General features: G+C 54.6%; 9 protein-coding genes. 4 read left to right on the forward strand and 5 right to left on the reverse strand.

The annotated features are described in order from the left end of the window. The first annotated feature begins 804 nt into the window (after nt 1-804). Nucleotides 805-2,040 (forward strand): TsoY family (seleno)protein, encoded by a 1,236-nt coding sequence (locus AC01ZF_RS11855; protein WP_428112295.1) that lies wholly within the window; start codon nt 805-807, stop codon nt 2,038-2,040. A gap of 197 nt (nt 2,041-2,237) precedes the next feature. On the opposite strand, the gene serA is transcribed toward AC01ZF_RS11855, so the two are convergent. Both serA and AC01ZF_RS11865 read right to left on the reverse strand, forming a co-directional pair. Beyond that, on the reverse strand, nt 2,238-3,815 hold the full coding sequence (gene serA / locus AC01ZF_RS11860) for a phosphoglycerate dehydrogenase (protein ID WP_476575372.1): 1,578 nt from the start codon (nt 3,813-3,815) through the stop codon (nt 2,238-2,240). 100 nt (nt 3,816-3,915) lie between these two features. Then, a complete protein-coding gene (locus AC01ZF_RS11865; protein ID WP_424676675.1) occupies nt 3,916-4,497 on the reverse strand; it encodes a D-sedoheptulose-7-phosphate isomerase in 582 nt (193 codons plus the stop codon). Between the two features lie 681 nt (nt 4,498-5,178). Between AC01ZF_RS11865 and AC01ZF_RS11870 the strand changes: the two genes are divergently transcribed. After that, on the forward strand, nt 5,179-5,481 hold the full coding sequence (locus tag AC01ZF_RS11870; RefSeq protein ID WP_476575373.1) for a hypothetical protein: 303 nt from the start codon (nt 5,179-5,181) through the stop codon (nt 5,479-5,481). 708 nt (nt 5,482-6,189) lie between these two features. Here the strand turns inward: AC01ZF_RS11870 and AC01ZF_RS11875 are convergent. After that, nucleotides 6,190-7,524, reverse strand: a complete 1,335-nt coding sequence (locus tag AC01ZF_RS11875) for an Hsp70 family protein (RefSeq protein ID WP_424676674.1) — start codon at nt 7,522-7,524, stop codon at nt 6,190-6,192. Between the two features lie 178 nt (nt 7,525-7,702). On the opposite strand from AC01ZF_RS11875, the gene AC01ZF_RS11880 reads away from it, so the two are divergent. Next, nucleotides 7,703-8,980 carry a sugar ABC transporter substrate-binding protein gene (locus AC01ZF_RS11880; RefSeq protein ID WP_428112298.1) on the forward strand — a complete coding sequence of 426 codons (1,278 nt, stop codon included), beginning with the start codon at nt 7,703-7,705 and terminating at the stop codon, nt 8,978-8,980. A gap of 223 nt (nt 8,981-9,203) precedes the next feature. After that, on the forward strand, nt 9,204-9,572 hold the full coding sequence (locus AC01ZF_RS11885) for a roadblock/LC7 domain-containing protein (RefSeq protein ID WP_322487898.1): 369 nt from the start codon (nt 9,204-9,206) through the stop codon (nt 9,570-9,572). 223 nt (nt 9,573-9,795) lie between these two features. Here AC01ZF_RS11885 and AC01ZF_RS11890 read toward each other — a convergent pair whose 3' ends face one another. Further along, nucleotides 9,796-10,746, reverse strand: a complete 951-nt coding sequence (locus tag AC01ZF_RS11890) for a TIGR00266 family protein (protein WP_424676672.1) — start codon at nt 10,744-10,746, stop codon at nt 9,796-9,798. A 72-nt stretch (nt 10,747-10,818) separates the two neighbouring features. Further along, nucleotides 10,819-12,081, reverse strand: a complete 1,263-nt coding sequence (rho, locus tag AC01ZF_RS11895; RefSeq protein WP_428112301.1) for a transcription termination factor Rho — start codon at nt 12,079-12,081, stop codon at nt 10,819-10,821. Nucleotides 12,082-12,557 lie beyond the last annotated feature (476 nt).

Below are 12,557 nucleotides of genomic sequence, written 5' to 3' on the forward strand. Positions count from 1 at the left end.
AAAGACGCAGCGTATCGTGTCTCTACGGTGGCCCCTACCACCTCTTCCATTGCATGCCGGCTCCCTACGCTTTGGTGAGAGGTGGTAACAGGGTAAGTTAGTTTGTTGCACCTCACGATATGGGACCATCTTCTTTCTCCAGAAGTGCGCAAATGAATCCAACGTTCTGTTCCTGCCCCAATTGCACTGCGCAATCGTAGCTGATAGGCGTCACGTTCCCGCCTTCCAGAGCATCCACTGTTCTCGGAGTGTCGCCGTTATCGGTCGGACTTGCCACGAGGAGGCCAGATGCAATTGCCAACCGTTCGCAATGGCTCGCTGCGGTGTGGCCCCAATCATGCACAGCATCATACTCCAGGCACGTCTAGGTTCGATCTCTGAGTCTCAGCCGTAGGTTGAGCACCGGCGGCTCGGTAGGGAGAAGCGATCCGCGGTACCGCGGTGTATACCAAGACATTTCATCGTGGCTTCGCGCTGGGTGCACCATGCCCCACCGCTTGTGTCGCTCATCGTCCGTGCGTAATGGCTGCGGTGATTGCGGTCCGTTCGCGCGACCGGCATCAATCGCCCTTCGTTCCTATCGGTGCAGCGTTGTGATAGTAACACTGCGCAGCGTCGTTGCTTTTCCAGGACATATGAGTGATTTGTTGAGGATACGTATTCCACGAATACGTGCCGACGAGAGTCTAGCCCCCACGATACCCCACCACATTTGTTAGTTGAACTATGTAACCTCAAACCAATATGTTGCATCTTATGGGCAAAAGGTCAAAATATCTTTGACAAAGAGGAGGTTGCTCAATCATGAGTCAGTTGATCGGTCGTTTGACGGGATTGCGGACGCTCGGCGAGCGGTATGTGCCGACCTACTTTTTAGCGGCACTTGGCAACGGTGGTATGGCTGTTACCTTCTTCATCTGGCTAAACTTTCTCGTTCCTCATCCGAAGACGCCCATTGTGACGTTTGACAGCATTGTCGCCCTTTGGGCGAAATCGGATCTGATCGGGCAAGCACTCTTGCTATTAGCGATGGTTGGGGTTGCACTCTTCGCTATCCGCCACTTCCAGTCGCTCATCTGGAATCTGAGCGAATTTGCTCATTTCCGCCGCAGCAGTGCCTATTTGCAACTGCGCGAAACCAACGGCGCAGTGACCCTGATGGCGTTGCCGCTCACGTTGGCAATGACGATTAACGTGCTGTTTGTCAGCGGTGCGGTCTTTGTGCCTGGTCTGTGGAATGTCGTCGAGTATCTCTTCCCCTTCGCAATGACGGCATTTTTTGCAGTGGGTGTGCTCGCGCTGCGCATGTTTGCCGATATCTTTGGCCGCGCTGTGGCCAATGGCCATTTCGACTGCGCGCGCAATAACCACTTGACGCAGATGCAGGCAGCGTTCGCCTTCGCGATGGTCGGCGTTGGCTTAGCTGCCCCGGCAGCGATGAGCAACGTAAAACTCACAATTGGCCTGTCAATCCTTGGTGCGATCTTCTACATCACAGCGGCGGTCGTGGTGGCAGTCGTGATGCTCGTGTTGGGAGTGCGTGCCATGCTGACCACCGGCTTAGCCGTCGAGGCAGGGACGAGTCTGTGGCTGCCGATCCCACTGCTTACACTCATCGGCATCGCAATATTGCGCATCAGTCACGGTCTCCACAACGGCTTCGAGCTACATATCGATGCACCGCATCGTCTGCTGATCACCGCCTTCTTCTTCGCTCTGCAACTGTTCGTGGGGTTGTTCGGTTGGTCAGTGTTACGGCGAGTGGGCTATTTCCGTACCTACCTCAACGGTCCGTCGCGTAGCCCAGCGACGTATGGCCTGATCTGCCCGGCAGTTGGCCTGTTCGTGTTCGGCATGTTCTTCCTGCACGTTGGTCTGGTGCAGAATGGCTTGATCGAGAAGTTCTCACCGATCTATTTCGTCTTGCTGGCGGCTCTAGCTGTCGTGCAGGCACTCGGCATCGTAACGATGTTCCGCCTCGATCGCCGCCTCTTGGCTGCACCCGCCAAAGCTCTGGTCGAAGCCGAGAGTGTGGCCTAAATGGCCTCTATGCGGTGAGGGCTCCCCCTCTCCCCTAGGGATATGAACGTCATCCCTCTTATCGGAAGGGGGCAGCTTGCCGCACCCCACCTACGCTGGTACAGACCGACTTCTCTCCACGGGAAAACGGATTGAAGCAGGTCATTGCGGACCTTCCACCCCCTCTCCCCATCGGGAGAGGGGGTGGAATGAGGGTTCTACAGCGTCACGCTAAACGCCGCATTAATCCCCGGAATAGCCGCGACTTGTTCCATGACCTGCGGCGGCGCCGGCTCATCAAGGGTCAAAATCATCACCGCCTGCTCACGAGGGGCACGCCGGCCAACATACATACCCGAAATATTGACATCCGCTGTGCCGAGCAATTGTCCGACCTTCCCGATCATACCCGGCTGGTCGTGATGATAGGTTATCAAGAGTGATCCCCGCGGTACAAAATCGACGAAGTAACCATCCATTTGCACAATGTGCGGTTCGCCGCGTAGAACGGTACCGCTAAACGTGCGGGTCCGCTCACTCGTCTGCACATGCAGCGTGATCAAGCCGGCATAGTTTTCTGCTTCGGGGCTGACGCGCTCGGTCATGCGCAAACCGCGCTCGCGGGCAATGATCGGTGCATTTACCGGTGTGATCCGCTCAATGCTGCTCACGGCTAACAAACCTTGTAACACGGCCAACCGAACCGGCTGTGTATCCATCTCGGCCAGTTCGCCACCCAATTCGAGATCGTAACTGCGCACCGGTTCCTTCACCAGATGCATGACCAGCGTACCGAGCAATCGGCCTAGATTCAGATACGGTTGCAATACGTTCCATGCCTCTGGAGCCACAAACGGCGCATTCACGGCGTAGCGTGGCGTCCCACCGGTGAGCGCTGTTACCACACCGGCAGCCATCTCGGTGCCGGCACTGAGTTGCGCTTCTTTCGTTGATGCCCCAATGTGCGGCACGGTGATGACCTTTGGATGCCCGATTAGCGGGCTATCGGCGGGCGGCGGCTCTTGCGCATACACGTCGAGCGCTGCTCCGGCCAGATGACCACTATCGAGTGCTTCGACCAGTGCGATCTCGTCAACAATCCCACCCCGACTCGCATTGATTAAGTACGAGCCACGCTTCATCTGCATGATCCGCTCGCGGTCGAAGAGGTTGCGCGTGCTTTCGATTAACGGAACGTGTAAGGAGACAACATCACTGCGCTGCACCAGCTCATCGAGCGTTACCAATGTGACCCCCAACTGTTCGGCGCGGTCGAACGAGACAACCGGGTCGTAAGCGATCACTTCCATCTCCATCGCCCGTGCCCGGCGTGCTACTTCCGAACCGATTCGCCCCAACCCAACGAGGCCAAGCATCTTGTTCCGCACTTCCCAGCCGATAAAATCGTTCCGTGCCCAACGCCCGCTTTGCACTGAGGTATGCGCCTGCGGAATACGACGGGCGAGACAAAGCAGCAAGCCAATGGTCAATTCGGCAACGGCGACGTTGTTCGATGCCGGCGCATTAACAACGACGATACCACGCCGCGTAGCCGCTTCCACGTCGATGTTATCGACACCGGTGCCGGCTCGTCCGATCACCCGTAGCCGCTCACCGGCAGCAATCACCTCGGCGGTAACTTTGGTTGCCGAACGTACCACCAGGGCGTCGTATTCACCGATAATCGATAACAACGTTGGTTTGTCGAGATCGAGCCGTACATCAACGGTGCCTGCTTGGCGTAAGACATCTAGACCTTCGGTGGCGATCTTTTCGGTGACAAGAATGCGGTTCATAGTTCCCTCTTTGCTACTGATACAGAACAATTGACATTTTGAGTTCCTATGGCGGTGTCAACCCAACATCTGCCTTGCTATGTTAGTCACCGGTCACTGCCTATATCTGCGCCGAATCATCTCCATCGGTAAGCCGCTGCTCGACCGCCTCACAGATAGCATGCAAGATGAGGGTATGTACTTCCTGAATTCGGGCAGTGTTGTAGCTCGGTACGACTAGCGCATGATCGGCGAGTGTGCGTGCTGTGCCCCCATCTTTACCGAGGAGCGCGATACTGATCACACCTTTTGTGCGCGCAACTTGCAGGACATTGAGAATATTGGCTGAATTGCCACTGGTACTGAAGACTACAAGGACATCACCCGCTTTACCAAGAGCAGCCAATTGGCGAGCAAAGATTTCATCGTAGCCAAAATCGTTGGCAATACAGGTCAAAGCACCGATATCGGCGTTAAGACAAATCGCCGGTAAAGGCCGGCGATTGTGACGGTAGCGTCCGATCAATTCTTCGGCCAAGTGCAACGCATCGGCGGCACTGCCTCCATTACCGGCAGTGTAGAGCGTGTGACCGGCCAGCAGCGCATCTGCCGCTAGGGCCGTAATCTCATCAATCGCCGGCCCAAGCGCAGCGCTGGCTCGCAAGACCTCGATAGCTTCATCAAGTTGCTGTTGAAAAGTCATAGGCGCTCCAACATAGAAACTTCGCGCCTATTATAATCGGTGGTGTTACGTGGGAGGGTAGGGTTGTCATGAGAGCGTTTAACGTCTGGCGAGGGGAAGTGGCAATTGCGGCGTGTGCCCCATCAGCGTCCCACTCCCACCAGGCGAAAGCGGGACTGGAGATGAGGGCAAACAACCTCTCCATTAACTAAGCGCTATGTAGCGATGACGATCGTACTGTTAAACGAGGAGCTGTTAAAGCGGGTAAACAGCCTCTCCATTAACTAAGCGCTGTGTAGTGCCGATTACCGAGTTGGCGATATCGCTCGATTATCTCGTTGTATGGTTCAATCAACCAACACCGAAAGTCGATCTGCTGGCCTTTTTCGGCAATAGTTTGCACAACCTTCGCGACCGTGTTCACCCATCCCTGAGCGTCTCCCAAAACTCCCACTCGGTTTGGCTGGCAACAGCCAGTACATGTTCTAGCCGCTAGCTCAGTTCGATCAGAAGCGGGTAGTGTAAGGTCTGATCGAACGCCTGCGTCACCTCCTTTTGTTTTTGGGTGAGCAAGGCTCGAATTAACGGATTTTGCAAAAGCCACTCAACGGGAGGTAGTTTACCGTTCCTGTGTAGTTCATCCTTATACTTTTGCGGGATCAACGGATTCTGTAAGAGCCACTCAAAGCGCTGGTGAAGCAGTTGATCAACCTGGAGGCGCATCCACTGTCACCTGCTCAATTTTGGCTTACCATTCCCGGCGTAGCCCTACACGCAGCTCGCGTAGCTCGTGGCGCATCCGCCACAGTTCATCTGTGCTTCTTGATCAATCGGTCGCGCGCAGAGTTCGCGTGCCGCATAAAAAATACGCTCAATCTTGGTCCATTGATCGATCTGACGCGCTGTAATCAATCAGTTCACATTTTGGCTGATCTGTTTAGTCCGATGGACGAGAGCGGCAGTGGCGATGATGTGTGCTGCTGCCACTACCATCGTAGTCAGTAATGCCACTGCAGCGACGCATGCTAGGAAATGCGATCAATTTTCACAATCTGCCCCTTCACATTCACCAGAATTGGGAGTTGACCATTGCTCATTAATAGTGGCTTTGCGTAGCGATAGTAAACGCTGACCTTCTGGCGAAAAGACCACTGTGTAAGTGGCCTTGCTTACATTGAATTCGACCGCTTATACGAGCATCACGCTGTCGTTGCCGATACCTATGCTCGCGAGGCGGTGGTTGAGATTGTCTTTGAGCGATCTGTTGAAATAGGTGGTTAAAATTGTCTTTGAGCGATCTGTTGTGATGGGTGGCGAGTACCTCTGACAAGTGGATAATCTCGTCAAAACTGGCTGTGCCAAACGGCCATTGGACCATGGGGGCGGACGCATTATTGTGGTGAGTAAGGTTCATGTCTCAACACCTTATGGATGAGATCATTGCTGTACTCAATATATCCAGAGCATGGAACTATAGTATAACCAAATGTATTGTATTGGAAGGTCGTTATCAATATATAGTAATAGAGTACATAATGAAATCACATGTTTCCCGATGGGTCTATTCATCGCCAAATCTTTATCCAGAGCCGCATGGCAATCCATAGACCGTGAATGTGGTAGGGAGGCGTGTCATACGGCTGTGGCGCAGATGAACCGGGTAACACGGCGGGAAATTGCACTGCCGCGCGACGTGACAAGAACGCCGGTCGTTTAGTCGTCGGCCGCCTTGATGGCCAATCCTGCCGCGACGCTCGTGAACACATCCATCTCTTGCAGTTTCTCGGCACCGAATTTCTCGCTGAGCATCCGCACAAAGCGTGGTACTCGCGAACTACCGCCGGTCCGTAGCACCACATCGATCTGCTCAGGTCGCAATCCGGCTGCCTTCAAAGCTCGATCAATACAGGCTTCAACCGCACGCACGTCGGGGCCGATCAGCCGCTCGAAGTCCCAGCGCGGGATCTCGTCGCGCACTATTGTTTCGCCCATATCGAGCATGAACGTTGCTCGTTCGGCTTGCGAGAGCGCCACCTTCGTTCGTTCTACCGCCTCGTACATCGGCAGGCCGTAATTCTTCCGCACCAGTGTGCGTAGCGCCTGCAATTCGTGCGGACGGTCGCTGATAGCGACTGCTTCATCAATGATTGCCAGATATTTAGGCTGAGTCAGGTCAATTATTGATTGCCACTCGCTCAGGTGTTCGAGTACGTGGTTGGGGAACGGCAATCGCCGTGGCCCTAACGTTGCCCCTTCCCCAAAATGACGCAGCAATCGCCCCATCACAATCCGGCGGTCAAGCAGATCGCCACCAACCGGTACGCCGTCGGTGACTAAAAAGGTCGGCCGTCCGTGCTCGTCGAGTTCCATAATGGTAATGTCGAGCGTACCGCCGCCAAAGTCAAACACCAGTGCCCGTTGCGCGCGCCGGTTGGTGCGCGCATACGACAGCGCTGCCGCAGTCGGCTCTTCCAGAAAGCTGAACGACCGGATACCGGCTAGTCGGCAGGCCGCTTGCATCCGCTGGAACGCCAGTGCATCACTCGCCGGATCGGTCGCGTAATGTACCGGTCGCCCGATCACCAGATGGCTAATCGGCCGGCCAAGCTGTTGCTCGATACGCTCGACAATCATACGCAAGACGAGCGCAATCAACTCTTCTAATGTGTAGTAGACGCCAAAGACATTGGTCTTTTGAAAACTGCGGTCGCGCAGGCTACTCTTCAGCGACTGAAACAGTCGGCCCGGCGCATTGGCATCCACTTTCACGTACAGCGCTTGCGTCACCGTGCCGCTTTCCGCAAATGTTAGTTCGGCGTCACCGATATACTTCCAGACGTACTCAATTTCGCGACCGACATTGCCTTCGCTGAAGCGATTAATTGCTTCACGACCGATAAACGGCACACCTTCGCGGGTAATGAAAAGAGCCGAACGGAGAATTGCCGGTTGTGTATTGATCGGATCAAGATCGATCAGGCGCAGTGTTTCGCCGTCGTACACAGCAGCGCTGGAATTGGTCGTGCCGAAGTCAAGCCCGACGCGCATGCCAATACCTCCTTTTAATAGCTGAAATACCAGCCTAGCGCCGATCGGCAATTCTGTCAATCGGACGGAAGACTGATACGCATTGATACAGGTCGGGCAGCGCTCGGCATGGGTGGAACCGCTGGCGCGTATGCATCCTGTTATAATGAAAGCGCTTGTCTCATCGTGCGAGGACGTTGTGCAAAAACGGTTCTTATTCCGTCTTCTACTATTGGGCTGGTTGCTAGCCTTCACGGCATGTGCAGCATCACCGGCGAGCGTACCGTCGGCTCAAGCAGGCCGAACGGTGTTGCGTCTGTGGCATGCGTGGCCGGCAACGGAAGGACGTGTGCTACAAACGCTTGTCGAACAGTTTAACCAAGCCCATCCGCAGTGGCAAATTATCGTCCAAGCTCGTCCGGCAGTGTCGCTACCTTCCGATCTGGTGATGGCCGTGCAAGAAGGTGGTGGCCCGCATTTGGCAATCGTCCAAAGCCATACCCTTGGCACTTTGGTCGATGCCGGGGTTGTTCGCCCGCTCGATGATGTGATCGCAGCTGGTGAATTGTCTAGCCTGTTACCTACTGCCGTCGGGTCGGCCCAAGTCACCGTTGACGGTCAACCAACACTCGTTGGCGTACCTATCAGCTTCGATACATTGGCTCTCTACTACAACCGTGCTAACGTCTTGCAACCACCAACTACTATCGAAGAGCTGTTGCAGACCGGGCGAGCTTTGACCGATCGCAATCGGGTGCCACCGGTTTGGGGATTGGCCTACAATCTGTCATTAGATCGCACGATTGGTTATCTCTACGCATTCGGTGGGCGTATTTTTGATGAAGATGGCACGTTAGTGCTTGGCGATAGTGGGCGGGAAGGCACAGAGCGTTGGCTGGCATGGCTCGGTCAGTTATACCGCGATGAACAGTTGTTAGCCACACTCGATGGTGTGGTGGTTGATCGAGTGCTCCAATCACGTGACGCAATTATGGCGATCGATTGGGCGCATGCCCAGGCTGAATATCGCGCAATTTGGAACGATCAACTAGGTGTCTTGCCTTTACCACGGTTAGGTGCAACCGATCGCCTTCCGCAACCTTACGTGCAAGCCGATGTCATTGTAATGAACGCCCGGCTTACCGATCAGGCCGAACAAACTGCCGCTCAAGCGTTTATGCGTTTTATGATTGAGCCATCTAGCCAACGGGTGCTGCTGGCTGTCAATCGCCAGCCTACCCAACTTGCGCTTCAGCTTAGTGATACCGATCTCGATGATCAAATACAGTTGGCTGCGGCACGAGCGTTTCGTGCCCAAGCTCAGCACGGTCTGCCGATACCATCTGATCGACTGACCAACGAACTCGTCTGGACAACTCTGGCCGATATGCATCTCAGTGCGGTGCGTGGGTTACTTACCCCTGAACAGGCAGTCTCACAGGCCACCGAAATCTTGCATAGTCGCTTCACTCCCTAGTTGACCAAATGTGCAAAACCTCTTACAATATCAGCGGATTCTGCAAGTGTCTGTAACAAGGAAGCGACACAAAACGGCAAACCTAGTTGCCGTGCGTGCAAAGATGTAGTAGAATAATCGGCGTGTAGGCCGTCTAGATGTTAGTTCTGCACTAGTCGGTGTCAAGGCCCACACGATTTCGTTCCTTTCCCGAACTGGCTGACGGCCTCTAAGGAGGATATGAATGGCAAGCAGAACCGAAGAGATGGTGCGGCACCTGAAGGCCCTGTCGATGAACACACCCGATATTGAGGCCTCCGCCGTGGTTAGCGTCGATGGCCTCATCATGGCTTCGGCGCTGCCGGCAGATGTCGAAGAGGATCGTGTCTCGGCGATGAGCGCAGCAATGCTCTCGCTCGGTGAGCGAATTGCCAGCGAGTTAAAACGCGGGCAGCTCGATCAGGTCTTTGTGCGTGGTGAAGATGGGTACGTAATCCTAATGGCTATCGGTGAGGAAGCGGTATTAACCGCGCTGGCGCAAAGCCGGGCCAAACTTGGTTTGGTGTTCCTCGATATGCGGCGCACGGCGAACGAGCTGGTCAATCTCGTCTAGCTACTGCTCGCTCAGCCAGCCCGGGAACAATGCTCGTGCAGCCCGCTTATCGGCGGGCTGTTTGTGTCTCGCTCTGGGCTACTATCTCTAGTCGTAACCGACTCAGAACGCGACAGACCACAACGCACATTCACCTCCTCTCGTATTCCTATGGAGAGGGGGTGAACAGTGCAGGGGTTGGTTGCAATGTCCCGTATCATCGCAGCGGGGTAGTACCTTGTACCTAATCATTTGTAAACAGGCTTCCCAAGTTAATACCACCTCCACTGCTCGAACCACTCGATGTTGGCAAGTACTGGGCAATCTTCTTCGCTAAATTCATCGCCGGCATTGTCTGCAACCAGACTCGCCCTGGCCCGCGGAGAGTTGTCAAGAACAGCCCTTCACCACCGAACAGAATATTCTTAAATCCACGCACCATTTCAATGTCTAATTGCACTGTTGGCTCGTACATTGCGACATGGCCGGTATCGACTTTCAGCATCTGATTGGCTTCGAGCGTGTATTCGATGATCTCTCCATCAAGCTCGACAAACGCTAGTCCCGGCCCGGTCAATTTCTGCATGATAAAGCCTTCCCCACCAAACAACCCAGCACCGAGCTTACGTCGGAAGTGAATGTCGAGCGAAACGCTCCGCTCGGCACACATAAAGGCATCTTTCTGACAGATCATAACTTGCCCCGGTGCAAGGTTGAGTGGCACAATCTTGCCCGGAAACTCTGCCGAAAAGCCGATGATCCCCGGTCCACCTTGTGGTGTAAAGTTAACCATAAAGATCGACTCGCCGGAGAACATGCGCTTGAACGCTCCACCAAGCCCGCCTTCCATATTGGTCTGCATCTGGACGTTTGCACTCATCCAGCTCATCCCACCGCGCTCGGAAAAGACCGTCTGACCAGGTGGTACCTCAAGCACTACTGCCTGCATAGTCGTTCCGATGATCTTAAAGCGGAGACCACTAGCTCCCACGCCCGTACCAACAACCGGCGGTTCGGGGAGATCGAGTCGTTCACCTGGACGATTATCGTAGACGTCGGCCATACTGCTGGCTTCACCCGATGGTGGGACGAGCGGCGGTGGTGCGCTTTGCACTGGCGTCGATAGGCGAAAGCCACAGTTGGTACAAAAGCGCGCACCGGCGGTAATTGATGCGCCACAATTCGGACAGTTCATTTACCAACCTCCTAGCGAAAAACGGTGACCGATCGGACTCGATACATGTACGTAGTCCGGGGGAAGCATGTTTCAGCTTTTGCTCAACGTTTGCAAGAATTCGGCATTCGATTTTGTCTTCGCCATCCGGGTCAGCATCAGCTCAGTGCCTTCATTTTCACCGAGCATACTCACCATACGGCGCAACGTCCACACTTGGCGGAGCGTCTCGGGGTTGAGTAAGAGATCCTCACGGCGCGTGCCAGAACGTTGAATGTCAATCGCCGGGAAGATCCGTTTTTCGGCCAACTTCCGGTCGAGGTGTAGCTCCATGTTACCGGTGCCCTTAAACTCTTCGTAAATGACGTCATCCATCCGTGAACCGGTATCGATGAGACAGGTGGCGATGATCGTGAGCGATCCGCCGTTTTCGATGTTGCGTGCGGCGCCAAAAAAGCGTTTGGGCGGGTAGAGCGCAATTGGGTCGATACCACCGGATAGTGTGCGCCCACTCGGGGGCATTGCAACGTTGTAGGCACGGGCTAACCGGGTGATGGAGTCCATCAGAATCACGACATCATGACCAATCTCAACGAGCCGCTTCGCCCGTTCAAGCGTCATTTCGGCGACTTTCGTGTGGTTTTCGACCGGCTCATCAAAGGTCGAAGAAATCACCTCACCTCGTACCGAACGCCGCATATCGGTGACCTCTTCAGGTCGTTCACCGATTAACAACACCATCAAATGGATGTCAGGATAGTTGGTCGTAATGCCGTTGGCGATTGCCTTCAACAGCATTGTTTTGCCGGCTTTCGGTGGTGAAACGATGAGGCCACGCTGGCCGCGTCCGATGGGCGCAATCAGATCGACTAATCGAGTGTGTAAAAGGTTGGGTTCGGTTTCTAACTTGATCTGTTCGTTGGGAAAAATCGGTGTGAGCTGATCAAACAGCGGCCGTTTACGTGCCGTTTCGGGGTCTTGGTCATTTATCTTTTCCACACGTAACAGTGAGTAGTAGCGCTCGTTTTCCTTGGGTGGGCGAATCTGTCCCCAGATCCGATCACCACTCCGTAAGGCAAAGCGGCGAATCTGTGATTGGGAAACGTAGACATCCTCTGGGCTGGGTAGCATCCGATTGCCGCGCAAAAAACCGAACCCTTCCGGCATAATGTCTAAGATCCCGTCGCTGTAAATTGTTTCCGTGTCTGTCGTTGGTGCGACGGTTGCCATCTGGACCTGGAGTAACTTGTCGATTAATTCACGTTTTTTCAGCGAGCTAACACCTGAGATGTCATATTTTCGTGCTATCTCGCGCAAATCTGCGAGGGTTTTACTTTCTAATTCAGCTACCGTCATCACGACTCATGCTCCTTAGAACAACAAGAATAGATTGGGGGAATGATACTAAATCCATACACACCATCCATAGCTGTGGATCAAGCGTGATGAAGAAAGGCAATAAATGCTGTGAAGGTTGGAACTTGCATAAAAGTGAGAACCAAGATGTAAAAGCGACGCCGATTCGGCGATGTTTATGGGGAAAATATCGCAACACCAAAAGCGCGGGTGTTACAGAGCGCTACGATCAGCTTATATTCGGGATACAGTCCTAGTATAACATAAATGTCAAGATCATCGCAAGTAGGGCTGCACGGCGTGCAGCCCACCCGGCGTGCAGCCTACCCGGCGCCCCACCCGGCGTGCAGCCTACCCGGCGCCCCACCCGGCGTGCAGCCTACCCGGCGCCCCACCCGGCGTGCAGCCCACCCGGCGCGCCGCTCCCGGCGCCCCACCCCCGGCACACCGTCCCACCCGGCGTGCCGCTCCCGGCG

This window comes from Chloroflexus sp. (genome assembly GCF_056331925.1).